This is a genomic window from Ruminococcus sp. (genome assembly GCF_017549005.1).
Classification (GTDB): domain Bacteria; phylum Bacillota; class Clostridia; order Oscillospirales; family Ruminococcaceae; genus Ruminococcus.
In genome coordinates this window covers 81,796-107,604 of sequence record NZ_JAFYYT010000055.1, presented here as the reverse complement: position 1 = coordinate 107,604, position 25,809 = coordinate 81,796, and the positions used below count along the sequence as shown (strand labels likewise).

The 25,809-nt window shown below is 47.6% G+C and carries 19 protein-coding genes; 2 read left to right on the top strand and 17 right to left on the bottom strand.

Going from position 1 to position 25,809, the window contains the following annotated elements; genetic code table 11:
- Nucleotides 1–153: 153 nt before the first annotated feature.
- Nucleotides 154–597 carry a thioesterase family protein gene (locus tag IKW96_RS14010; RefSeq protein WP_296576286.1) on the bottom strand — a complete coding sequence of 148 codons (444 nt, stop codon included), beginning with the start codon at nt 595–597 and terminating at the stop codon, nt 154–156.
- Nucleotides 598–671: 74 nt separating this feature from the next.
- Between IKW96_RS14010 and cls the strand changes: the two genes are divergently transcribed.
- Nucleotides 672–2,204: a cardiolipin synthase gene (cls, locus tag IKW96_RS14005; RefSeq protein WP_296576283.1), complete on the top strand. Its 1,533-nt coding sequence runs from the start codon at nt 672–674 to the stop codon at nt 2,202–2,204.
- Between the two features lie 28 nt (nt 2,205–2,232).
- On the opposite strand, the gene IKW96_RS14000 is transcribed toward cls, so the two are convergent.
- From IKW96_RS14000 to IKW96_RS13985, 4 genes are all read right to left on the bottom strand, one after another.
- On the bottom strand, nt 2,233–2,784 hold the full coding sequence (locus IKW96_RS14000) for a GNAT family N-acetyltransferase (protein ID WP_296576280.1): 552 nt from the start codon (nt 2,782–2,784) through the stop codon (nt 2,233–2,235).
- Nucleotides 2,756–4,723 carry a GGDEF domain-containing protein gene (locus tag IKW96_RS13995; RefSeq protein WP_296576278.1) on the bottom strand — a complete coding sequence of 656 codons (1,968 nt, stop codon included), beginning with the start codon at nt 4,721–4,723 and terminating at the stop codon, nt 2,756–2,758. The genes IKW96_RS14000 and IKW96_RS13995 overlap by 29 nt, the downstream gene beginning before the upstream one ends.
- A gap of 307 nt (nt 4,724–5,030) precedes the next feature.
- A complete protein-coding gene (locus IKW96_RS13990) occupies nt 5,031–7,181 on the bottom strand; it encodes a glycosyl hydrolase (RefSeq protein ID WP_296576275.1) in 2,151 nt (716 codons plus the stop codon).
- A 37-nt stretch (nt 7,182–7,218) separates the two neighbouring features.
- On the bottom strand, nt 7,219–9,225 hold the full coding sequence (locus tag IKW96_RS13985; protein WP_296576272.1) for a dockerin type I domain-containing protein: 2,007 nt from the start codon (nt 9,223–9,225) through the stop codon (nt 7,219–7,221).
- 313 nt (nt 9,226–9,538) lie between these two features.
- Between IKW96_RS13985 and IKW96_RS13980 the strand changes: the two genes are divergently transcribed.
- The gene (locus tag IKW96_RS13980) at nt 9,539–11,713 is read left to right on the top strand and encodes a dockerin type I repeat-containing protein (RefSeq protein WP_296576269.1); all 2,175 of its coding nucleotides are present in this window, start codon (nt 9,539–9,541) and stop codon (nt 11,711–11,713) included.
- 121 nt (nt 11,714–11,834) lie between these two features.
- Here IKW96_RS13980 and IKW96_RS13975 read toward each other — a convergent pair whose 3' ends face one another.
- From IKW96_RS13975 to IKW96_RS13920, 12 genes are all read right to left on the bottom strand, one after another.
- Nucleotides 11,835–12,272, bottom strand: a complete 438-nt coding sequence (locus IKW96_RS13975; protein WP_296576262.1) for a DUF6465 family protein — start codon at nt 12,270–12,272, stop codon at nt 11,835–11,837.
- A 19-nt stretch (nt 12,273–12,291) separates the two neighbouring features.
- Nucleotides 12,292–12,567: an HU family DNA-binding protein gene (locus tag IKW96_RS13970; RefSeq protein WP_294752033.1), complete on the bottom strand. Its 276-nt coding sequence runs from the start codon at nt 12,565–12,567 to the stop codon at nt 12,292–12,294.
- Nucleotides 12,568–13,134: 567 nt separating this feature from the next.
- Nucleotides 13,135–15,732 carry an ATP-dependent chaperone ClpB gene (gene clpB / locus IKW96_RS13965; protein WP_296576257.1) on the bottom strand — a complete coding sequence of 866 codons (2,598 nt, stop codon included), beginning with the start codon at nt 15,730–15,732 and terminating at the stop codon, nt 13,135–13,137.
- A gap of 47 nt (nt 15,733–15,779) precedes the next feature.
- On the bottom strand, nt 15,780–16,424 hold the full coding sequence (locus tag IKW96_RS13960; RefSeq protein WP_296576253.1) for a hypothetical protein: 645 nt from the start codon (nt 16,422–16,424) through the stop codon (nt 15,780–15,782).
- 548 nt (nt 16,425–16,972) lie between these two features.
- Entirely contained in the window at nt 16,973–18,313 is a 1,341-nt protein-coding gene (locus IKW96_RS13955) for a carbohydrate-binding domain-containing protein (protein ID WP_296576251.1), read from the bottom strand.
- Between the two features lie 108 nt (nt 18,314–18,421).
- Nucleotides 18,422–19,165 carry a DUF4956 domain-containing protein gene (locus IKW96_RS13950; protein ID WP_296576248.1) on the bottom strand — a complete coding sequence of 248 codons (744 nt, stop codon included), beginning with the start codon at nt 19,163–19,165 and terminating at the stop codon, nt 18,422–18,424.
- Nucleotides 19,166–19,169: 4 nt separating this feature from the next.
- The gene (locus tag IKW96_RS13945) at nt 19,170–19,979 is read right to left on the bottom strand and encodes a polyphosphate polymerase domain-containing protein (protein ID WP_296576245.1); all 810 of its coding nucleotides are present in this window, start codon (nt 19,977–19,979) and stop codon (nt 19,170–19,172) included.
- Between the two features lie 325 nt (nt 19,980–20,304).
- A complete protein-coding gene (locus IKW96_RS13940; protein ID WP_296576243.1) occupies nt 20,305–21,090 on the bottom strand; it encodes an AraC family transcriptional regulator in 786 nt (261 codons plus the stop codon).
- Between the two features lie 5 nt (nt 21,091–21,095).
- On the bottom strand, nt 21,096–21,614 hold the full coding sequence (locus IKW96_RS13935) for a DNA-3-methyladenine glycosylase (RefSeq protein WP_296576240.1): 519 nt from the start codon (nt 21,612–21,614) through the stop codon (nt 21,096–21,098).
- A 1-nt stretch (nt 21,615) separates the two neighbouring features.
- Nucleotides 21,616–23,364: an NFACT RNA binding domain-containing protein gene (locus IKW96_RS13930; RefSeq protein ID WP_296576236.1), complete on the bottom strand. Its 1,749-nt coding sequence runs from the start codon at nt 23,362–23,364 to the stop codon at nt 21,616–21,618.
- A gap of 110 nt (nt 23,365–23,474) precedes the next feature.
- Nucleotides 23,475–24,302 (bottom strand): putative RNA methyltransferase, encoded by an 828-nt coding sequence (locus IKW96_RS13925; protein WP_296576232.1) that lies wholly within the window; start codon nt 24,300–24,302, stop codon nt 23,475–23,477.
- 9 nt (nt 24,303–24,311) lie between these two features.
- The gene (locus IKW96_RS13920; protein WP_296576229.1) at nt 24,312–25,748 is read right to left on the bottom strand and encodes a Nif3-like dinuclear metal center hexameric protein; all 1,437 of its coding nucleotides are present in this window, start codon (nt 25,746–25,748) and stop codon (nt 24,312–24,314) included.
- Between the last annotated feature and the right edge of the window lie 61 nt (nt 25,749–25,809).

Genomic DNA, 25,809 nt, shown 5'->3' with positions numbered 1-25,809 from the left:
TGTAACTCTTACAGGGGGCGTCCTGTTTGGAAAAATTTGGGTTAAAAGTCTTTGGAAGGGGGTTCGGGGGAGAACCTTTCCTCAGAAAGGTTTCCCCCGATAAGTCCCATATATACTTCTTTACGAGTACCGCACATATGTCGGCTGTTTATATTATTCAAATATCTCCTCGAAGTCGAGACCGCTGTATTTAGCGAACACGTCATAGACCTCGGGGTATTTGTTTTTTGTGCGGAGCACCCTGAGATCAGTATCGGTGAAGCAGTGTGAAGATCCACCCTCAACGCATACCTCTCCTGTGTCGCGGCTGACCAGCCTGTATGAAACGTGGAGTGTAGTTCCGTTGAACTTGTCGATTTTTAGATACACAGCAAAAGTCTCGTCAAATCGGAGCGGACGCTTGTATACGGCTTCAACGGAAAGCACGGGCATAAGTATCCCCATTCCCTCTATTTTCGGGAATGGCAGTCCAGCCTCGCTGAGGTAGTGTACACGTGCCTCCTCGAATATTCTGATGTAGTTTGAATGGTGAACTATCCCCATTTTGTCAGTTTCGTAATAAAAAACCTTTCTTTCATAAGGGCGGATTTTGTTCAAAATAATCTTCCTTTCAATAAAAAAATGTGGTATAATAATATCATTATGATAATAATTATCTCCGGAGGTGAGCTATGAAGCTGAAAAAACTGCTGAGCAGTCTGCTCAGTACAAATGCTGCTTTTGTAATTCTTCTGCTTTTACAGATATTCTTCCTGCTTTTTATGGTGACAAGACTTGGCGAACGCTTTGTTCTGGTGTATTTCCTGCTGATAGTACTGGATATCGTGCTTTTAGTGTACATCACAAACAAAAACGAGCCTATCTCCTACAGAATGGCATGGATAGTTGCAATAAGCATTTTCCCTCTGTTCGGCGGAGTTTCCTACCTTTATCTCAAGCTCTCGCAGCAGTTCCCGAAGTCACTTGATATGCGCAATCAGAAGCAGTCAAAAGAGCTTCTTGTACAGAATAGATCAGTTATGGATGAGCTTTCGTGCGACTGTCCCGATTCGCTTAACCTTGCCCGATATATATCGGCTTACGGGCTTTATCCCGTGTACCGAAATACCGATATCCGTTACTTCCCTTTAGGTGAGATGCAGTTCGAGGCTCTGATCGCCGAGCTTGAAAAAGCAGAGCATTTCATCTTTCTGGAGTTCTTCATAATCAGCAAGGGCTATATGTTCGATACTATATCTGAGCTCCTTATCCGCAAGTCAAAGGCAGGCGTCGATGTGAGGCTGATGTACGACGGTATCGGCACGGGAATGCTCAATTCCGTAAAGCCGTTCCGCAGACTTGAGGAAAACGGCGTAAAATGCAAGGTCTTCAACCCTTTCCGCCCAATGATATCTTCTGTGCAGAACAACCGCGATCACCGCAAGATAGTTGTCATAGACGGTCATACCGCTTTCAACGGCGGAACCAACCTTGCAGACGAGTACATCAACCGTAAGGAGCGTTTCGGACACTGGAAGGACACGGCAATAATGATCCGCGGACAGGCTGTCTGGAACTACACCGTAATGTTCCTTCAGCTTTGGGGAAAGGCTGAAAGCGCTGAGATACGCAAATTCTCACCGCCGCTCACAGCTGAAGGCAATACAGGCGGAGCCGACGGCTTTATACAGCCTTTCTCTGACTCTCCACTTGATGAAGAGCCTGTGGGAAAGCGCGTATACCTCGAGCTTATCAGCAATGCAAGGAGCTACGTCTGTATAACCACACCATATCTCATACTTGACGAGGAAATGACAAACGCTCTGGGATTTGCCGCAAAAAAAGGCGTAGATGTGAGAATAATAACTCCGCATATCCCCGATAAGTGGTACGTCCACATGATAGCCTGGAACAACTACGAAAGGCTCACGGCTATGGGCGTAAAGATATACGAGTATACCCCTGGATTTATCCACGCCAAGACCTGCGTAGCCGACGGTATAACGGCAGTTGTAGGAACAATAAACTTTGATTACCGCAGCTTTTACCTGCATTTTGAGTGCGGCTCGGTGCTGTACGATGTATCCGTCATAAAGGACATCGTTGCCGACTTTGAAAGAACAGTATCGGCTTCACATCTCATAACCGCCGGGGAATGTGCTCAGAGGTCGGTAGTCAAAAAAATAGCGGGAGCAATACTGAATATATTTGCTCCCCTGCTGTGATATTATCGCAAAGATGTAAAATATATCGTCAGAAATAGTCTTTTGCGAGGAGACTGCATACACAAACGTCGGTAAGACCCGAGTGTATGCGGTCGGAGCTCCTGAGAGTACCCTCGAATGTAAGACCGCATTTCTCCATTACGCGCCCCGAAGCTTTGTTCTCCGGGGCGTATTTTGCTTCTATCCTGTTTGCACGGACTTCCTCGAAGAAGAACTCGATAACTGCCGCAAAGGCCTCGGTGATATAACCGAGCCCCCAGTATTCCGAGCCTATGCAGAAGCCCACCTCTATGGTATCGGTATCGTTATAGACATTGGCAGCAGAGATAGTTCCTATGGGGAATCCCACTTCCTTCGGCACTATTACCCAGTGATACCACTGAGGGTCGCTGTATTTCATCAGCCACGACTGTCCGAGAGCCTGCATCTGTGCTATGCTGCGGTGGTGTTCCCAGCGCAGGTATTTCGTTACCTTAGGGTCGCTGGTCCACACATGGAAAGCGGTCTCGGTATCGGCTTCCTCAAATCTTCTGAGTATCAGTCTGCTCGTTTCAAGCCTTATAGTTCCAAGGTGTGTCATAATTCACATCATCATGTTCCTGATCCCGTCGCAGATAACGGGAAGTTCTCTTACGCTTCTTGTTTTCGTACATTATCTCGTCAGCCTGTGTTATAAGATTAAAGAGCGTAACATCGGCAGTTGCGTCGGTAACTATGGAACCTATGCTCGCTGAGATCTTATAAGGCTTTCTGATAATGCGGTTTATGCTTTCAAGCTGTATATTGAAGGTGCTTTCGAGTGCGGGAATGTCCTCGTCAGTAGCGTTTGCACCGAGTATTATGAACTCGTCGCCGCCAAAACGGGCGCATATCCTGCCGCTCTTGCAGCAGTCCTTGATTATCCTTGCAAGGTGCTGGAGAGCATAATCGCCCTCCTTATGGCCGAAATTATCGTTGATATACTTGAGCCCGTCCATGTCAATGAAGGAAATAAGCACCTTCCTGCCCGCATTCTGGCAGGAATTGTATATCTGACCTGCTGTTCTGATAAATCCATTTCTGTTGAAGATGTTACAGAGCGGATCAACGGTATAGAGCTTGTCGAGCTCGCTTATCATGCTGTTCAGGTGGAGCAGCTTGCATATATTCTCGATAGAGTTGCTTATATTCAGCATGAGAGCGTGACAAAGCAGACTCTTTAACGGGAAAGTGCTGTTTATGAATACATAGTAGCCGAGACAGCGCTCGCGGAAGTGCAGAGGCAGGAAATAGCTTACGTTTCCGCCTCCCGAAACAGGGGTCGGGAGCATATCGCTGCTGTCAAAGGCTGTAACGGGGTGATTTCTTCCGTTCACCAGTATCAGCGGTGCGCTCATTTTTTCGGTATAGCCCTGTATCTGGTATATCTCCGGCATTTCGTCCGAAGCCTTGCCCGTAATGACCTGATCCCAGTTGGAGCAGAGACATATAGCAAAGCGCTCGCACTGTACCTCGTGGATAAGGCTGGCAACTGTGCGGATATTTTCGTCGGGAGTCTCGTTTTCCGCAAGCTGAGCGGTCATACGGTTGAGCAGTGAGATATCGTTCTTGAAGCTGTTCAGCATTTTGTATGTAGCCGTCTTGTATTCGTCGATATCTATTTTCTCCGCTGTCCTGCAGCCGCAGCTCTCGGTAAACACCGGCTTTGACTCAAGGACAATGGTCTCCTTCTGCTTCTTGCCGTTAATAACTTTCAGAATGACCTCACAAGCCTTGTAGCCTGCGTCGTCGAGGGGACGTGAAACCGTAGTAAGTGCAGGAAGGTGGTGCTTCGCATTGTAGGTGTTGTCAAAACCCGTAACGATAATATCATCAGGCACCTTGTAGCCCATATTGTTGAGCTCCTCGATAGCTGCGAGAGCCATTGCGTCGTTTGCACATATTATAGCCTGCGGGTGCTCGAGAGCACTGCTGAAAAAGTAATCTATAGCCTTTTTTCCGTCAGCTGCCCGGAAATCGCCGTGGTAAATGCGCTCCTCGGGAACTTCTATGGAGTATTCGGTCACTACCTCTGAGAAAGCCCTCTGACGGTCGGCAGCCTCGGGATTTGAAACAGGACCCGAGATATAGTTTATTATCCTTGCGCCGTGAGCCTCGATAACATGGCTCACAAGAGCCTTCATGGCTGTAAAGTTGTCAATGCTTATGTTATGGAATTCGTGATAGTCGCTGCAGTCGAGGATACTTACAGGAAGCCCCGACTTTTTCACGCGGTTGACGATCTTTTCTTTTTCTATGGGATCGCTTATGGTATTGCTGAGGAGAATAACTCCGTCAAATTTTTCAAAGTTGATGAGGGAATAGATATTGTACTCGCCCACGTCGTACTTGCTGTTGGCAAGGACTCCGCCGAACGCGCTGAAGCATGAGATATTGGCGTTATTCTCCTTGGCACAGCTTATGATACCCTCGATGACGCTATTCTGGTATTCTTCATCGATTCCTGCAACAATAACTGCGATTTCGATTATTTTCTCCATTAATACACCCCTTTTGTATGATAAAAAAAGAAATTGATTGGAAGATATGTCTGTAATATCCTGTTAATGTCTTATATATGCTTTTAATGCAGTTCCAATTTCCCCGAGTGGAACTGTTCTGCCCGAAAAATATACGGACAGGACATTTATTTTTTTGAATCGCTATAAAACATACACTTATTATAACATATTTGCTGTTGGATTTCAAGTATTTTTGGTAAAAAAGTACGATTTTAAACAAATAATAATAAACAGACGTAAAAACGCCATACAGAAGCATATCTTCCGTATGGCGTCATATTATCCGTTATTTTCCATTCGGTTCAAGTGTTGTGAGCTTACCGAGGAGGAACTCCTGAATGCGGAGAGCGTCGTTGGTAGTAACGCCCTTTACAGTTACATCAACGTCCGCGTTCTTCTCGCCCTTTTCGGTGATATGCTTGCTGTCGCTGCCGTTTATACCGTACTTGTTTGGATTTGCAAGCGCCTGCATAATGAGCACAGCGTCCGACATATCTATCTCACCGTCGCAGTTTGCGTCGCCGTACTTAACATCTGTCTCAGCAGGAGCTGTAGACGAAGAAGTAACAGACGTAACGGTCGCAGACGCCGTAGTTGTTGCAGTAGTTGTCGTTGTCGTAGTCTTTGCGGTAGTAGTCGTTGTTTTCGGCTGCTCACCGCTGCCGCTCTTGTAGAGGTCCTTAGGGAGCTCAGAAAGAGTTATGCAGAAATCACTCTGATAAAGCTCAGTAAGAGTCTTTGGGTCCTGATACTCCTTGCCGCAGAGGAAGTGCTCCTGCTCGGAATCGTACCACGGACAGAAGTACAGCCAGTAAGCGTGTTCGACAGTCATGTTCTTCAGACTGGGAACTGTGTCATTTTCAGGCATTGAGACCATTTTATTGCCCTTTACGAACTTGTTGAGAGTATAGAACAGACCTGCCTCAGCGTCCTCATTTGGAGTTCCTGACTGCTTACCGTCATGTCGGTTGTACTGGCAGTTGTACTTATCGTAGCCTACGATATCGACCTTATCGTCGCCCGAGTACCACTTTGCAGAGTTGTCCGACCATGCATATAGATTCTGCTCATAGATGAGGTTGTGGAGACCGTACTCGTCCCTGAGGGTATCCTGTAAGAAAGTCCAGAGCTTGTTGTATACCACAGCGCCCTCCTTTGACCACCAGAACCATGCTCCCGAGCCGTCGATGGGGTCCTGAGTGTTGCTGGGATTACCCTCTGCTTCGTGGAAAGGTCTGAATATAACGGGAACTCCTGCGTCCTGGAGCTTTTTCAGCTCAGCCGCAAGATTTTTCATACAGAGCTGGAAGTAGTCATACTCCATAGTGCCCTTTACCATGCAGTTTGCGGTCACGAAGTCGGTATTGGGCTTGTAAGTGGTCCTGCCGAAGTCAAGAGGCTCGCCGAGAGTATAATCCGCCTTTGTAACAGGAACGTTAACGTGCCATGAAGCCGTACAGATACCGTTCTTGTTCTTTGCCCAGTCTATCATACGTCTTGCAACGCCGTCGTCCCACGCATAGCAGGGGCAGTAGCTTCCGAAGTCGAAGCCGCGGATAGCAGGCTCCTCGCCTGTGAGCTCCTTGAGATATCTCACCTCGTAGTTGTAATCGTTGAGGATATAATTGCGGTTCTGAGTCTGATAGCTGTACTGCTGACCGTCCTCGTCGAAGCATTTCCATACGAACTTTGAGCCGTCGTCCGCAGTCGAGATATCAGCCTCGTCGAATTTATACTCCTTGCCGTCCTGATCCACGCACTTTTTCTTTTCAGCGTCAAAGCGGATAGTCGTTGCAACTTCATGACCGCCGCCGTATATCTCCTGCTGTCCCGAGAGGATATGCTTTCCGTAAACGCTCTTGAGATAAGCCATAAGAGCCTTTGTCTCGGGAGTTGCGTCAGGGTCGCAGGTCGTGCCGCTTGCCTTTGAGAGGTCAGGGAAAACAGCCTGTGAAACAGTTACCGTATCAATGGCCATATAGCCGTACTCGCAGATGAACTCAACGGTATTGACGCCCTTGTTCATGCGTACCATGCCGAAATCGTAATCCTTCCATTCATCGGAATAAGCCGCCTGAGTGGTATACTTCACACCATTGATAGAAACAGCCTGCTGTCTGCCCTCCTGATTGAGTATCTGAGCGCCGTGAACAGTTATGGAGTACATTCCGTCCTCGGGAACAGTGACCTCAAATGAAGCGGGCTTTGCCGTGAGGTAGAAGAAGCCCTTGCCCGAATAGCCGGGAAGCTCCGTCTGATAGATCTTATCCCAGAGCTCGGCGCCCTCCATGTCCTCGCCCTCGATAGTGTAGGGGAACTTCGTAGCAGCCGCGTCATCAGCCGCAACGGAAGTGAATAACGGTACAGAGCTTACCTGTACAGCAGCAAGAACACCTGCCGCCGCAAGGGATATAAGTTTTCTTATCTTTCTGTTCATGTTTTTATCCTCCTTGAAATGGAAAGTTTTCTATTTTTCAGGACTCAGGCAGAGCCTTTATCAGTCCGAGCAGATATTTCTGTATTGCGAGAGCGTCGGAAGAGGTTATTCCGTTTCCTCTGCCGTTCACATCAGCATACAGCTCATTTTCCGCAGCTATAACGTATTTGTCGGGATTTGCAAGGGACTGCATTATGAGCACCGCGTCCGACATATCAACAGCACCGTCGCCGTTAGCGTCGCCTGCTGTACCCTGCTTCTGAGCTTCCGAAGCCGTAGTTGCAGGAACAGTAGTTGTTGTTTCTGCTGCAGTGGTAGTCTCGGGAGTGGTCGTCGCAGTTGAAGTTGTTGTGGAAGTCGTTGCCGCCTCAGTAGTAGTTACCACAGGCGCAGGCGTATCGTCAGCCTTGAAGCCGCTTCCCACAGCAATTATGCTGTCCTTATATGCAGAAAGAGCAGCCTTCAGCTCCTTGTTCACAGCATAAGCCTCGTCGTCAACTGCATTGTCGAACTTCCACTTGAAATCGCCGCCGTCAACTCTTCCTGCCTTTGCAGTAACTATTGCAGGCACGTCCTCAGCCTTATCGGGAGCATACTTGTACATTATCTCCGAGGTATCGAAGTTGTTGTACGAAGTGCCGCCGTTCTTAGCCTTTACATCGCCGCCTATCCTCTCATTCCTTGAAGAAGCCTCATAGGCGTCGAAATCCGTACTGTTCTGCTGATAGGTGGTAAAAGCCTTCTGTCCTTTTATAATGTTGCCGTATGACTTTATGATACCGCCGTCCTCGCCCGAAAAAGTTCCGCCTGTGATGTCGTCCGAGCCCTGCATGGAGATAAGCATGGGGTATTTGCAGTTGCGGAAGAAGTTATTCTCCACAAAGCATGAAGCTCCCATAGTAACTCCCACGCCGTACTTTGCATTGCCGTCAAAGTAGTTGTTGTAGCAGTGTACTGAACAGGTCCTTATTCTCGGGTGACGCGAATCGGAATGGTCGTACCAGTTATGGTGGTAGGTGATGTAATTTTCGGTGGATTCCGACTTCATTCCCTGTAAATTGCACTTTCCGTTATCCCAGAAATGGTTGTAGGAATGAGTAACATAGGCAGAAGTCTTTGTATCGAGAGCACCGTCGCCCTTTGCCTGGTCTGAATCGGAGCCTGCGTCGCCGTAGAAGAAATCGCAGTTATGCACCCATATATGGTTATTTTTCTGCTGAAGTCCGCAATCGTCGCCCTCATTGCTGTTACAGTTCATAAAGCCGATATTTCTTACCTCAACATTGGAGCAGTTCTTCATGACAAGACCGAAGCCGTTGAAAGTAGCATCGCTGCCGATACCCTCAATGGTACAGCCTGCCGTTACGGAGTCCACCATGAGGTCGCCCTTCGTAAGCACGGCAGGGTCGGTGATATTGCCGATAAAGCGTATATCCAGCGGTCTTTTCTCCTTGCCCTTCTTGTAGCCGAGTATGATATTCTGCACACCTGTCAGCACCTCCGCACCCTTGCCTGTAGCGTCGATGCTTGCGGTCACAGTGTCCTTGTTCTCATTGGTGACATATACCACAACAGCGTCGCTTTTAAGCGTACCGTCGTCGTTGTACGCGCCGCCGGAACTGCCGTTTACAAAGCCGAAGCCGCTCCTGTCGTGAGCATAGGCACTTGCCTTTGTCTCCGCCGCCTTTGAGCTGTCCTCCCTGCCGCCGATAACAGGAACTATCTTCATAGTGTGGCTGCCTGCCTTGAGGCCCACAGCGTCAGCGCGCATATAGCCCTTGTACTGCCTTATGAGCATATCGTCCAGCTTATTTCCGTCAACATATACATTGTAGCCCGAAGCTCCCGAAACCGAGCTCCATGTTGCGCAGATACCCTCGCCGAAGCCTGCCGAGCTCAGCACCTTTACGCTGCTCTCAGCTGCAAAGGCAGTCATCACGGACGTGCCCCCAAAAGGTACATACACAGGAGCTGCCGCCGAAAGGGTCATCATTACCGCCGCAGCCGCTGCAGCAGCTCTGAGCTTAAAAAATCTGCTTTTCATTTTTATTCCTCCATTATATCAATATCCGCCTGTATGCCGACTGCATACCATTACACTATATATTATATAATGGATATATGTACTTTTCAATGGCGATTAGCGCTTATAAAATGTACTTTTGAGCTATTTCACTATCATGCACATATATTTTTCTGCCGCCGGAAAATTTTTTTGAAAAAAATGTGAGAGAATCATCTGATTCAAACGTCTAAGTAATAGAAAGGCTAATAAAAGGAGGTATCACACATTTCAGAACATCATAAAAACAGGCATAAATTGACATAAAAAATCCCAATGTAAAGGAGAGATCACCATGAAAGTACGAAAAATATTATCGCTGATAGTCACATCGGCAATGCTGGCATCGTTTATCACAGCTCCGTCTGTATATGCGGAGACTTCGCAGACGGCTGATACCGTGACCGCTGAGATAACAGATATCCAGCCAACGATACCACCCACGACCACCATAGCAGGCGGAAACCAGTTTGCGCTCCTTAGTTCCAGATACAGCGTATACGTAGGAGATACGGTTACTATCAAACGCTGCGGAACAGCTCTTCCTGACTCGTGGACAATTGAGGGCGAGGACATAATCTCCCTTGACTCCACAGGCATGAAGGTAACGGGACTAAAAGAAGGTACGGCTTCGATCTTCTACAAGCAGGGAAAAGTGACACAGAAAGCCGAAATAAACGTTACCAACGGTCCATCAAAGACCTTCACCGACAAGGTGGTATACAAGGCAGGTCAGTTCATATTCTTTGCCCGGTACGGCGTATTCAAAATAGATAAGAATCTTACTTACCCCGAAGCCGAACCTTTCAGGCTCGGAAATACAGTAAAAACATCTTTTGAGTACGAAATTATCGACGATATGCCCACGATCACTGCAATAACAAGCGCAGAAGTCATTTCTTCCGAGGATATCCCCGATCAGGATATCCCAGATCAGGCTGAATTTACCGACACTATCGAAGCTGTAGACCTCAACTGCGTACAGTTCAGGAAACACGGCAGATACTACCTCAACATGGACTACGCCCTCATCTACAGCAAGGAGTTCACAAGACTTGAACCCGGCGAGGAAGTAACAGCTTCATTCCAGTACAAGGGCGACAACAATACCAGAATAATAATCAGCGTTGATAAGCTCGATTCCGCTGAAAAAGACGTATGCCCCCACTGCGGCAGTGAAGTTCCCCGCAACCACCTTATAAACACGAACCTCGGTCAGAGAGTATGCGACGACTGCAAGGACTTCGGCTGGTGCGGAACTCCTGAACAGCTTGAATTCACGGACACGGTCATTGCAAAATACGGCAGATATATCACCTTCCGCACCCACGGCAGATACAACACAGCCAAGGCTGCCGAGCCTGCCGATTGTGATATACTCAACAACCTCGTCAAGGGCGATACCGTGTACATCAAGTTTGACAGCATATACACATATGAAGCAAGTATGCGTCAGATATACGAGATAGCCCTTCCTGGCAAGGCAGTTGTCACAACATCCCCCGACGCCGAAACAGTTACAACAAAGGTCACAACAACTACCACAACCACATCATTCATCTGCGATACAAAGATCGAAACCACAACCACCACAGAAGAGCCCGAAAGATGGATGTACGGCACAGGCGTTGACCACTTCGACAGCATTAAGACTCTCCCAACAAAGACTATCTATACCGAGGGCGAGGAACTCGATCTCAGCGGACTTGTTATAAATGCCTACCATTCAGTTTCAAGGCATAACAACAAGGGCTACGGCGAGACACTGAGGACCGATTACGTATGGGAAGTTGAAAAAATTGCTCCCGAGTACATAACCATATCCGATTTTACCGGCAAGACCTATACAGCAGACGAGTTCCCAAAGCTTTATGGCGGAAGCGCTTATATCGTTAAAATTGGCGGAAAGACGGGATACAGCTCCATAAATCTCAATGTAAAGGGAGATAAATACGAAAAGGAGCTTTACGGTCTTAACGACTTCACATTCAGAGTATACATCAACCAGCCCGATGCAGCTTCGAAGTTCATTCGCATAGACAATGCAGAGGTCGAATCCTTTGAATACGGAATAACTAACTACGGCTTCAAGCTCAAGGATATGGACGCTTTCAGAATAGATATGGACGCGCATATGCACCCCGGATATGAGATCAATTTTGATATCCGCAAGGGGGACACGGTATCGGGAGCTCTGCGAATTGATACCAAGAGCAATTACATCATTCTCGGAGATCTTGAAATAGTAAAGTACGGCGGCGAAACAGGCGACGCAAACTGCGACAATACGCTGGACATGGCTGACGCCGTACTCATAATGCAGTCACTTGCGAACCCCAACAAGTACGGACTTGATGGCACAGACGAACGCCGTATCACAAAGCGCGGCGTGAACATAGCCGACCTCAACGGAGACGGAATAACCGTACTTGACGCACAGCTCATACAGAACAAGCTCCTGGGGCTTTAAAAAAATGTCAGAACAAAGAAAACATGATATAGATAAAATAAAGGCTCTCCCTCGGGAGAGCCTTCCGTATGCCCCTTTTATATGCAAGAAAGCTCCGCATAAAGCGGAGCTTTTATCATTCTTAGAAGAGGTTAAAATCGCCAAGGATATCGCCGTTAACAACATAATAAACTCTGTTAACGTCAGGTCTTATATAGATATCAACCTTATCGGCTTTCTTAACGCCTGAAGCCTTTGTAGCCTTTGCAATAAGGTCAGCGGTGCTAACCTCTGAACCCATTGCCTGAATAACTACCTTGCTGTCTACGGCAGCTGCAGCAGTCTTCTTAGCAGCAGGCTTCTTAGCAGGAGCCTTCTTTGCAGCAGGCTTCTTAGCAGCAGCCTTCTTCTCAGCAGGCTTCTTTGCTGCGGGCTTCTTTGCTGCAACCTTCTTTTCAGCAGGCTTCTTTGCAGCAGCTGTCTTAGCAGCGGGAGCCTTCTTAGCAGGAGCCTTCTTCTCCTCAGCAGGAGCAGCAGCAACTGTATCTACTACTTTCTTTTCTGCAGTTTTCTCAGCCATGATAGTATCCTCCTTAGAATTACTTGTTTACAGCGTTCTTGAGCGCCTGACCAGCCTTGAAAGCAGGAGCCTTAGAAGCAGGAGCAGTCATCATCTTCTTTGTCTGAGGGTTGATGACCTGCTTAGCCTTACGGTCACGAACCTCAAATGTACCAAATCCAACGATAGAAACCTTCTCACCGCCTGCGAGAGCGTCTGTGATTGTTGAGATGATTGCGTTTACAGCAGTCTCAGCGTTCTTCTTTGTGAAGTCAGCCTTGTCAGCTACTGCACTGATTAATTCGGTCTTTGTCATAGTTAGTATCCTCCATAAATAAGATTTTACAATTGAATTATATACCCAATATTCCAATTTGTCAAGTAATTCATGAAAAAAAGACAAATTGACGTATATACAGCCATTTGCAGGGGATTTTTTATACAAATCAAACATAGTATTTGCCTATTTTACGTTCAAAAAAATTTTTTGCGCGAAATTTTATATTACCCACAGTACAAAACGACCAATATATTCCGAAATATAAAGGAATACAGGCACACTGAAAAACGCAAAAGTTGTTGACCAATTTTCAGAAAATTGGCAGACCAATTCTGAAATCAGGAATGCGGAATCCGTAATTAAATTTGTAGAAGCGCATATTGCTTGCCCGAGATTTTACAACAGCTTAACCAAATACAAGCCTCAGCTTTTGTGCATAACAGAGAACCTCAAAATTATTTTTTCCTTATTAAACGGTTTTCCGTTTAATAACAGCCTGTTTCAGCCCCCTTATAGAAAGCTTTTTTCGTCAGAACAAAAAGGGCGGATAAACTCCGCCCTCATAAAATACAATTATGATATTAATTATGCATTATCATAGTCTTAATCCGCAACCAGTTTTCCGTTTGCGTCAAGGTCTATATCAATAACGTCACCTGCGCCGAGGTTTCCGCCAATGATACGTTTAGCCGCAAGGGTCTCGATATTGCGCTGAATGAACCTTCTGAGCGGTCTCGCGCCGAAGTTCGGGTCGTAGCCGCAGTCTACGATGTAGTTTTTAGCGGCTTCGCTGACATTTATGCGGATATGCTTGTCGTCAAGGCGCTTCTGCAGGTCTGCGAGCATGAGGTCAACTATCTTTATTATCTCAGTCTTTGCAAGGGGCTTGTAGAAGATTATCTCGTCAAGACGGTTAAGGAACTCAGGTCTGAACTGAGTTTTCAGCAGTCCCTCCACCTGTGCGCGCGCTTCTTCGGTTATCTCGCCGTTTTCGTCGATACCGTCAAGTATATAAGGCGAACCAAGGTTTGAAGTAAGAATTATAATAGTATTCTTGAAGTCCACAGTCCTGCCCTGAGAATCGGTTATACGTCCGTCGTCAAGGACCTGTAAAAGGATATTGAAAACGTCGGGATGAGCCTTTTCTATCTCATCAAAGAGCACTACGGAATAAGGCTTTCTGCGTACAGCCTCTGTGAGCTGACCGCCCTCGTCGTAACCGACGTAACCTGGAGGCGCTCCGATAAGGCGGCTTACGCTGAATTTCTCCATGTATTCGCTCATGTCGATACGGATTATATTCCTCTCGTCGTCGAAGAGTATCTCCGAAAGAGCCTTTGCAAGCTCTGTCTTACCAACACCTGTAGGGCCGAGGAACAGGAACGAACCGATAGGTCTGTCGGGAGCCTGTATGCCTGCACGTGAACGGAGAATAGCCTCGCTTACCTTAGTAACTGCTTCGTCCTGACCGATAACTCTCTTGTGGAGCAAGCCTTCAAGTCCCAGTATCTTTTCCTTTTCGCCCTCCATGAGCTTTGAAACAGGGATACCGGTCCAGCGGCATACGATCTTTGCGATCTCGTCCTCAGTGACCTTGTCACGGAGCAGCCTACCGTTCTCAACGTCATGCTCTGCCTGCTTTTCAAGCTCCTCCAGCTCTTTCTGCAGCTGCGGCAGCTTGCCGTATTTGAGCTCTGCCGCCTTGTTCAGGTCGTACTCGCGCTCTGCCTTATCTATTTCGCCGCCTGTGCGCTCTATCTCCTCACGGAGCTTCTGAACGGCTGATATATCGTTCTTTTCGTTCTCCCACTTTGCCTTCATGCTGTTGAACTTCTCACGAAGCTCCGCAAGCTCCTTCTGTATCTCCTCAAGATGCTCCTGAGAGATGTTGTCGCTTTCCTTTTTGAGAGCAGCCTCTTCAATTTCAAGCTGAACTATCTTACGTGAGATAACATCCAGCTCTGTAGGCATTGAGTCCATTTCCGTGCGGATAGTCGCGCAGGCTTCATCAATAAGGTCGATAGCCTTGTCGGGGAGGAAACGGTCGGTGATGTATCTGTTTGACAGTACAGCTGCCGAAATAAGAGCATTATCGCTTATTTTGACGCCGTGGAAGACTTCATAGCGCTCTTTAAGTCCACGGAGGATAGAAATAGTATCCTCAACGCTCGGCTCGTCTACCATTACGGGCTGGAAACGTCTTTCGAGGGCAGGATCCTTCTCGATGTACTGACGATACTCATTGAGGGTCGTAGCGCCGATACAATGGAGCTCGCCCCTTGCAAGCATAGGCTTCAGCAGGTTGCCTGCGTCCATAGCGCCGTCAGTCTTTCCTGCGCCCACAATGGTATGCAGCTCGTCGATAAACAGGAGTATCTGACCGTTGCTGTTCTTTATCTCATTGAGGACAGCTTTCAGACGCTCCTCAAACTCGCCTCTGTACTTTGCTCCTGCGACGAGAGCACCCATATCAAGGGAGAACACCTTTCTGTCCTTGAGGCTGTCTGGAACGTCCCCGGCAACGATACGAAGGGCAAGTCCCTCTGCAATGGCAGTTTTTCCGACGCCCGGCTCACCAATGAGGACAGGGTTGTTTTTCGTCTTTCTTGACAGTATCCGGATAACATTGCGTATCTCGCTGTCACGTCCGATAACCGGGTCGAGCTTGTTTCGCCTGGCAAGGCCGACGAGCTCCTGACCGTATTTCGTGAGGACATCATAGGTATCCTCAGGATTTTCCGTAGTAACTCGTGTATTTCCCCTAACCGACATAAGAGCTCCGAGAAAACCGTCCTTAGTTATATTGAATGTACTGAAAAGCTGTGTCACATCTCTGTCCTTGCAGTCGATAAGCGCAAGCATAAGGTGCTCAACGGACACGAACTCGTCCTTCATATTTGAAGCAATACTTTCGGCATTTGTGAGGACGCGGTCGCACTCTGCGGAAATGCCGAGGTTGCTGCTCCTGCCGCTTCCGGTCACCTTCGGAAGTCCGTTTATCTTCTTCTCGACTTCACTGTCGAAGATATCCTCATCTATATTCATTTTTTTCAGGAGCTGCGGAATAAGACCGCCCTCCTGTCTTACAAGTCCCGCAAGAAGATGTATCGGCTCAATGACCGAGTTTGACTGCATAACAGCAATACTCTGAGCCTTTCTTACAGCGTCAATGGACTTCTGAGTTAATTTCTCTGCATTCATAACAATATCCTCCTGTCATTTTCAGATTTATCCTTACTTTCTTCTTCCTAAATAATATATCTGCTCAAAAGGGCGCGGTAATTCTTTTCCAGGATCCGTGCGCTCTCGGCAAAGGCTTCAGGAGCCGCAAAATATGTCTTTACGGCGTGGTCGAGGTCCTTGATGTACTCGCCTATAGCCTCCCCTGCCTGTTCACCCGTAAGAGCTCCCGTATTTATGAGCTTTCTTGAGAAGCTTCCGTCCCCTATCTCGCAGCTGTATCCCTCAACGCCGACGCCTGAGAGATAGGCGCTTTCCAGCTTTGCCCTGTAGGCAAAGAAGCTGTGGAACATATCCGTCAGAGCCGCGCTCTGCGTCCTTATATTCACACGCAAGGTACCGAGGTACTGCTGCGGCGAACGTTCAAGCTCCACCTTGTAGCTGATAGTCGGACGGTACTTGTACTCGAGAGCCGTCCTGACCGTCATCAGTGAAGGCGAACGCTGCTCCTGGATCCTGAACGAGCTGCTGACCAGCTGAGCCACCTGCCCGAATATTTCCCGCATACGCATTTCCGGAGTAACACAGGAAAGATGCTCCGCAAGTATCTGATTTATGAGGTTTGAGCGGCTCGTCCCGAGCCTGTACGCCTGTTCATCGACGGCTTTTATGACATCGTCCATAAGAACAAGACTGTAAACGCTTTTTTTCATGGGCACATCACTTCCCTTCTTCGTTATATATATAATATCACGGATTATAGAATTTGTCAATCAGATTATATAATCTTTCACACAAATTTCACAGAGTAAAAAAATTCCGCTCACGAGGAGCGGAGAATCGGCCCAAACGATCAAATCGTTTAGCACTGTGGACCGAGCCATAGACAATAAGTTAAAATAAGTTATTGAGAATAGAAAACATGAAAAAATTACAAATGAAAGGGGTTAGTTTTATTACTTGACAAAACTATTTCTATGGCGTGCAAGTGAAACTAATACTCAATATCAAGCACATGAGAGGGGAGGGTACTTGATGCTGAATACCAATAATCTTCATTTGCTGATATTATTATATTGCATATCTACGTACTTTTCAATATACATTAATACACAAAAATATAATATCGTGTACTTTAGCCTGTTTTTTCACTATTTTTCACGTTAATTTTTTATGAATATGTTTTCTGTTTTCTCTTATTTACAATTTGTATCAATTTTGTTTTATTTCATTTTATACTTAGCAAAAACTTTTGTCATTTTTAGTCTGAAAGCTGAACAGAATACTGATTGCAGCCGTCGCTCACAGAGAAGTCCTCACTTCCCTTAACGTTAACAGAAACTCTGAAACTGTTGCCGCTGCTTACCTCGGGAGCGAGCATCATCAGACAGCGGAAGCTGTTATGAGGCTGGAAGGATATCATTTCATTGCCGTTGAGGTACATCTTCACATCGCTACCTGCATCCATTGAACTGCCCAGGTCTGCAACAATGAACGGATTTTCACAGTAGGAAGGAACCGAGACCTTATTGCCTGCTGCATAGACATAACCGCCTGTGTAGCTGAAGCTGTGCTCTGAGTATACCGAGCTCTTCTCTTCCTTCGTACCGCCCGAAATAACGGAATATCCGCCGTTTATGTTGAGAGTTCCCTTTGACTTTATACCGTTTGTACCGCCCTTTATATTGAGCCTGCCCTCGTTTATGGTAATATCGTCATGAGCGATAAGTCCCGATTTTTTTGAGGTTATATTATATGTACCGTTGTCGATGATGATATCGTCATCACTGGAGATACCGTGAGCATTGTTCGCAGTTATGTTCAGCTCGCCGTTGCCCTTGAGACGCACAGTATCGTTGGAGAAGATAACAGCGTTGTTCTCCTTGTCCTTACCGCCGTCGCTGAGGTAGTTCACAGTACCCTCGCGTGACTTTATGGTACATCTCTTTGCCTCGTTTATAAAGATAGCAGGACCGTTGGAATTGGTTATATTAACTCCGTCAAGGATAACTGTGACCTTTTCCTCCGTAGCGGTATTAACGCATATCTGACCGTCATTGACAGTACCGTAGAATATGAAGTCTCCGCCTGCGGTTATAGTCACAACAGAGCCGTTCACGCTTACGCGGGTACCCGTTACCTTAGGAGTTGCTCCGAGCTCTATCTCAGCCGTATACTCCTTTGCCTCGAAGTTTTCATTATTGTTCTCGGCAGGAGCTTCTCCGCCGCCGTTGTTATTACCGGCGCTGCTGTTATCATTGCTGCTGTTGTTATTACCGCCGTTTCCACCGTTTGCAGCAGTAGTCGCGGCAGGTGTGCCGCTCTTTGGGGCGGTAGTTGTCACATCAGCCTTTTTCTCCCCTGCTTTGGTGGTCTTAGTGGTCTTTTCAGACTTGTCAGCCGCTTTTGTGGTAGTCTTCCTGTCAGTGGACTTTGTTCCCTTTTCGGTGCTCCTGCCGTCATTTCCGCTGTCTGTTACCTCTTCCGCAACCGAGGTATCCTCTGTACCGGAGTTATTTTTCTCCTCGTCCTTGCCGCATGAGCATACGGTCATCATAAGTGAAAATGCTGAGATAGCCGCCAATATCCTTCTAAACTTCATATACATATCTCCTTATTTCCTCACAAGCAAAATTTGCCGAACTTAATCTGGCTAATCAAGTTCGGCAAAGGTTGAGAGGGTATTTTATCTAATTGTTACGAGGGATTCTTAATTTTCATAGATCTTGTCATCGTATCTGAAGAAAACAAGATTGATAGTCATGTTTCCGTTATGGGTACGAAGCTCGTCTATAAACTTCTTCTGGTCGATGTTGTCGAGAACATCTACGCTGTAGATAAGCTCGAAAAGTGTACCGAAGTTTGTGGTCTTAACTCTTCTGAGCTTGTAGAATGTAGTGTACTTGGCAAGTACTGGCTCAAATACGCCCTGGTAGTCGAGGTTCTCGGGGATAGCTATCTTGAGAGTCATATGTCTCTTCTTGCAGCCGCCGAAATCAGTCTCGCTGAGGACAAAGAGGATAATGCCGAGTACAACGAAGAATACTACAGCAAAGCCGATGTATCCGATTCCGCAGGCAACACCTGCAGCCATTGAGAAGAAGATATATGCTATATCCTTCGGATCGCCTGCAACGCTTCGGAACCTTACCAGCGTGAATGCACCTGCAAGGCTGAGAGCGCCTGCTGTGGTGTTGATAAGAAGAAGTATAAGTGAAACGATCGTCGGAAGCATGATCATTGTCAGAACATAACTCTGTGAATAGCCTTCCTTTCTGTGTGTGCCCATGTAGATGAGGCTTATGAGAAAGCCTATCAGTATTGCAGCGCCAACGCATACAAAGAACTCTGCGGGCTTGATAGTGTTCAGAATGGAATTGCCGTTATTGATCACAGAGTCCGAGGACTCGTAGTACTTTGACAGCACATTTCCAAAAAATCCATGTTCAAACATAAAATTAAACGCTCCTGTTCATCATAATATGATTATTTACCATTGAAATTCCCGAGATATAGATACGTCTCTTGCCGTTTGCAAGCTGACCGTCCTCTATCTGGCTCTTTACGAAGTTCTGATAAGCTCTTCCGTATTTTGAAAAGCTCGTCTTGTAGATCTGAAGCTCTGAGAGCTTGTTTACGAGCCAGTCGGGTATCGCATTCGAGACCTTGATCTCCATGAGTCTCTGATCCGCACCGATTATGTAATTGCCGTAGCTCTCGTAGTTGAGTCCGAGATCATAGCGGCGCTCGGTGATTTTTCTGTCAAATGTCAGTCGGAAATCATTGTCGTACTTACCGAAGAAAGCCTCTCGCTGATAGCTTATGTACTGCTTCGGTGAGATAGGGTAGCTGTCCAGAAATACGTCCAGCTCTCCAAATACCTGCTGTGTGATATACTTTGTAAATTTAGGCTTGGAGCGGTCACGGAAATAAGCGTCAGACTCTTCAAGAGTCATGGAAACTCTTCTCTTCGTTACGATACCGCCTATCTTCTTCTTTATTTCAAGGAATACCGTGTCAGTAGGAGCAGCAGGTGAATAGTAGCTGCGAAGTCTGATCTTTTCCTTGTAGTAAGGCTTTGCAAGGGATTCTCTGATTAGATAGTCGTCTGGTGTGTCGTAGTAGATGTTGTAGATTCCGTATTCTTTTCCGCCTATGCAGAACTTATCAGGGTTCATGTACTCTGATATGACCTCCATAAGTCCGTGATACTGATCCATATTAAGGAGGAATTTGATTTCTTTACGCGCGAATGTATTAATTGCCATAACTGTCTCCGTCACAGCGCCTAACTGCACGGAGTCTCACACTCCTTTCGTATCATTTGATTATAGTATAGCGTTAGTTCCTTAAAATAGTCTTAAAGTTATTTCGTTTCACTCATATTTCATCTTTTAAGGGGATTTTTTTGTTAAATTCTGTTTTTTCAGCAATATTACGTGGTTTTACGAGGCAGTGTTTTTTCACTTTTTCACCATATTTTTTAAGCTTATCAAAAAAATGGCATAAAATGAATAGTTTTGTTATAAAACAGCAATTTTTGACCAATAGTATAATATCATGTCAAAAATACAGCTCCTATAGTACAGGAGCTTATGCGCTTACCGGCTTTTTTCTGAACGCAGTAGGCGTAACTCCTACTGTTTTCTTGAACTGGCGCATGAAGTGCTCCTCGTTTTCATAGCCGCACATTGACGCTATATGCGAAACTGTGCTGTCTGTCTCGCTAAGGAGCTTTTTGGCTTTTTCTATCTTGCCGTTGATAACGTCTGTAATACATGAAACCCCGAAGGTATCATGGTACAGATGCTGAAAATAGGAACGCGACATCTTTGCGTAAGCCGCCATTGTATCAACATTCCATTTCATTTCCGGACTGCGGTATATCTTCCTTCTGATCTCAGCCAGGGTATCGTAATGGGGTGCCGAGCTCTTTTCTGTATCTTCGCCCGCACCTGTGCTGTCCCCTGCCTTTACAAGGAGGGTACGCATAAGGCTGTCAAGAGTTTTCACACGGCGCGTACCGAACGAATAAAACTCATCGCCTATATTCCTTATGAGATCGGATATGGTCTCTGCGTCCGCAGAGCATATGGGTCTGTTGTACGTAAGCTCCAGCGAATCAAGGAACTCCTGTTCCTTTTCTCCGTCAAAGCATATCCAGTCACAGACCAGAGGACATCCCTCAGCTGCGTACTCCACGGGATACTTACCGTCAAATATTATCAGAGTATCCGCAGGTACTTTCATAACAAGTCCCTTTACACTGAACCTACACTTGCTTCTCGTCAGCATAAGCATATTCTCACCTGTTGCCGCCCTGCGGAACACTGAGTTGCTGTCGTAAACGGAGTTGCAGCCTAAACAGCGTATGTTCATTATTATCACTCCCCGTCGGCGATAAAACGCCATTCGATTTCTTTCCAGTAATCGCCTGCGTAGTCGATACCGACACGCGGCGCCGTTCTTATCCTCGGACGACAGCCGTCGTCCTCGAACCAGATCTCCTCATTGCCCTGCAGAGACATACCATTGAAGCTTCCGTCTATCCTCATGTTCTTTGTCAGCTTCGCAGGTCCGCCGTATATCACGCCTGCTCTGAGAAGAACTCCCTGCGGCTGATCCGTTTCGCCCGTTATAACGTTCATCAGCCAGTGCATACCATAGCAAAGGTAGACATATATCATGCCGCTCTCTCCGTAAAGGAGCTCTGTGCGCTTCGTCCGCCCTTTTGAAGCATGGCAGCCCTTATCCTCTTCCCCGCGGTAGGCCTCGGTCTCCGCTATACGCTCACGCAGCTCTGTTCCGTCGGGAAGCCTGTGCACCAGTATCTTCCCCACAAGGTCGGGAGCTACGTCAAGCGCGTCGCGGTGAAAGAACTCCGCGTCGATACGCCTGCCCATATCACACCCTGAGGCTCTGCTCAAGCTCGGTATCGGGCTTGACAAAGGCAGTTTTGTAATTGGTGAAAATGACCTTTCCGGGCTTTGCGCCCGCAGGCTTCTTCACAAATTTTGCAAGGCAGTAATCCACGGGAACAAGTCCCGAGCTCCTGCCGCTGCTGTTGACAGCTGCAATTACTGCCGCCTCTTCTATAGTTTTGTCCGGCGGCACGGCTCCGTCCGTGAGAATAAGCACGTGGGAACCAGTTATCAGCTGTGTGTGGAGCCATATGTCTGATTTCTCGGCAAATTTCAGACTCAGCTGGTCATTCTGCTTGTTATTGCGCCCCACCAGGATAGTAAAGCCGTCGCTCGACCTGTACTCCACAGGCGGAAGAGCCTTCGGCGGCTTCGCCTTGCCGCCTGCATACTTTACATAGCCCTGTTCCCGAAGCTCCAGCCTAAGCTGGATAATATCATTCTCGGAGGAGGCTCTTGTGAGCGAATCAAAAACGCTTTCCAGATATTGCAGTTCCTCTTCGCCCTTCTGTATCTGAACGGCAAGTTTTTCCTCTGCCGTTACCGACTTTTTATACTCATTATAATAGTGCTGCGCGTTCTGTGCAGGAGTTTTCCTCACATCGAGCTGTATCGTCATCTGCGGACAGCTCTCGTCGTAGAAATTCTCCACAGTTGCAGAACTGTCACCCTTCTGTATGCGGTACATATTCGCGGATATCAGGTCGCCGCAGAGCTTTGCGTGCTCCTTGTCCGCACAGGCGTCGAGTTCCTCGCGCTGCGCCGCTATTCGACGCGCCGTTCTGTCTGTAAGGTTCATGAGCAGCTTGAAAAGGTCGTTTGCACGCTGCTTTGTACGCGCCGCCCTGTCGCGCTCGGAGTAGAAATAGTCCAGCAGCTCCGAAGCGCTCCCCAGTTCCTTTGTATACATAAGTGTTCCGAACTGTGAGAGCCGAATGAAAGAGAAGTCCTTCAGCTGTCCCTCCTTGTCGCTGACTGCCGAGAAGCAGCATTCTCCGCCGAGAAGCTGTTCCCGGGTGCGCTTTATCGCAAATAACAGCCGGTCAAGCTGGTCATTATTTATCGTGTCGCTTTCGATATGAACTCCCCTGCCGGCAAAAAACGCCCATTCTCTTGCAAGTATAGGAGAAATTCCCTCGAATATCCTTATGAGAGCCTTTGAGAGTTCCTTAGGCTCGGTATCTGCGAGCCTCTCCTTTATTTCATCGGGCTCAGCCTCAAGGAAGTTGAGCCTGTCGTCCCTCGGCGGCATAGTGTAGTTCATGCCCGGTAGGACAAGTCTTTCGCGGGACATATCCTCGTCCACACGCTTTATGCTGTCCACGACCTTTCCGCCGCAGATTATCACTAAATTTGAACAGCGCCCCATTATTTCGCAGGCAAGGGTAACGGTCACCATATCGCCAAGCTCGTTGACGCACTCGAAATCGAGGAAAAGTATCCTTTCAAGTCCGTCCTGACGTATATCCACCAGTTTTCCGCTGCCGAGGCGCTTCCTCAGGAGCATACAGAACATCGGCGGAGTCTGGGGATTGTCAACGCTGTTTTCTGTTATATGCACTCTCGCACTTCCTGCATTCGCAGAAATATAGAGCTTGCTGCTGCCGCTTCTGGTGCGTATGGATATTATTACTTCCTCCCGTGAGGGCTGATGTATTTTTTCAACTCTTCCGCCTATCAGGGGCAGAAGCTCCTGTCTGACTGCGTACAGAAAAGCTCCGTCCAGAGCCATATTATCAATCCTTTTCCAAAAAATGAACGCAGAGCCATGCTTACACGGTTACTGCGTTCTCATGACCGCACATACTTCTCTACAATCTAATTATAGCATTTTGTGCGGTTTTATTCTAACCAAAATTTGCGGTATACGAGCAATTCAAAGTCAGCTTTTGTGGTAATACAGCCTATTCGTGACAACCGCTCCTGCTGCTCCCTGCCCGTTCGGTAGTAATAGGGCGTCATTGAAAACAGTGCGTCAATGTCCTCCTGTGTCTCAATGTGCATATCGTAGGTTATGCGCTTCTGCTCAAGCAGCTCGAAGCCCTCCAGCTCATAAGGCTTTACCTCGTTCTTATAAGGAGTGTCATATATCGCCTGTTTCAGCTCCCACAGGTGGTCTGCCGAGGGTATCGCCATTATCATTATGCCGTCGTCCCTGAGGACACGGAGGAACTCTTCTCCGCAGTAGGGCGCAAAAAGTGTAACGAGCATATCGCAGCTTTTATCAGCAACCGGTATGTGGAACACGCTTGCTACCGCCATTTCCGCTTCTTTGCACCTCTTTGCCGAGTACTCGACCGCTGCTTTGGATATGTCTATTCCATACACCTCCGCAGCAATATTGTGCTGTCGGAGCTGTTCAATTATTGCGGCTGTGTAGTAGCCCTCGCCGCAGCCTGCGTCAAGAATCGACCTGCCGTTTATGTGAGTGCAGACAGCCTCACACAGAGCTGTACTGAGCGGCTCATAGTAGCCCTTGTTCAGGAAGCTTCGCCTTGCCTGTATCATGAACCTGTTGTCACCGTGAACTGCCTTTCCGACGTGCTTTGACAGCAGCAAATTAACGTAGCCGCTCTTCGCTTTATCGAAGCTGTGACGCTTCGGGCATATATAGGAATTATCGGAAAGCTCCAGCTTTTCGCCGCAGACGGGACATATAAATATACTCATGCCCTCACCTCAGACGTATTCGCAGGGGTCAATGCTCTTTTCGGCTATCTCAACATCGAGCTGTGGGAACTTCTCCTCAAGTACGCGGCGCAGCTCTGTGAGAACTATATTCTCGGTATGGAAGTGACCGCAGTCGAACAGCGATATGCCGCTGTTATTGGCGGATATCCACACATCGTGCTTAACGTCGCCCGTTATCAGCGCGTCGCAGCCCTTTGCAAGAGCTTCCCCAAGCATTGAACCGCCCGAGCCCGAACAGAATGCAAGCCTTGATATCTTGTGTCTGCGTCTGCTCATGCGGACATACTCGCAGCCGAATATGGCTTTGAGGCCCTGTGCAAGTTCAGCAGGTGCTATCGGCTCGGCAAGCTGAACTATCCAGCCGTAATGCCTGCCGCCGCCTATTTCCTCAAAGGGCTCGGGATTTCCTGCAAGAGCGTACTTCTTTCCGAGCTCCCTGAGGATAACTCCGTTAGTACCTCCCTCGCTGATATCGAGGTTTGTATGCATACACAGGGCTGCTATGCCTCTGTCGATAAGCTCATAGACCGTGCTTTCACGAGTTATAGCTTTAAGAGGCTCAAATATCACGGGATGATGTGAAATTATAAGTTCTGCGCCTTTATTAGCAGCTTCGTCCACCACTTTACGGGTAATATCAAGTGACAGGAGCACCTTGTCACACTCCATATCGTAGTTTTCAACGAGAAGTCCCGAATTGTCCCAGCTGTCCTGTGATGAGAACGGATACAGCGAGTCGAGATATGCGTAGATATCGTTAATCCTGACGCTGTCGCCGCCGTTTTCCATTTTATAAGCAAGAGCCGCATAATGCTGAGCACCCGAAGTGTTCCCGCTGCCTTTTAGGGCTTCGCTCACCTTTGCCAGTCTCTGTGCCTCTTTCCTGCGGTATTCATCTCCGAGCCCAGCGTCTTCAAAAAAGCCGTAAAGCGATTCGGACTCGGTGAGCAGCCGCCAGTCCCCTGCTTTCTCGGCAACAATGATAACGTACATCTTATCGCCGTCTGCAACTATATGCTCCCCGGTTATCTCATAGCACATCTCGTAAAGCTTTCGGCGCAGGAGCTCCACCTTTGTCATGGGCTGCATTATAAGACGGATGTCGTCCTCTTTTATCCTGCCGACTATGTCAGCGATAGTCTCTCCGCCCATGCCTGCGATAATGATATCAGACACGCCCTCGAGAGGAACATTTTCAAGGCCGTCGGAAAGTATCAGCTCCACCTTGTCCTGCACACCGTACCTTTCCACGGTGTTCCGCGCCGATTCAAGGGGACCCTCCTTTATATCCGAAGCTATGACCCTGCTGCATTTTCCGCTCGTTACAAGTTCCGCCGCAAGATAGGCATGGTCAGTACCCACGTCCACCGCTGTTCCTTTTCCGCTGACGAGCTCAGCTATCTTTTTCAGTCTGTTATCAAGCATTTCTGCACCTCATCTATAAAGAAATAGCGCACCGCATAACGGTACGCATAAACAAAACCAA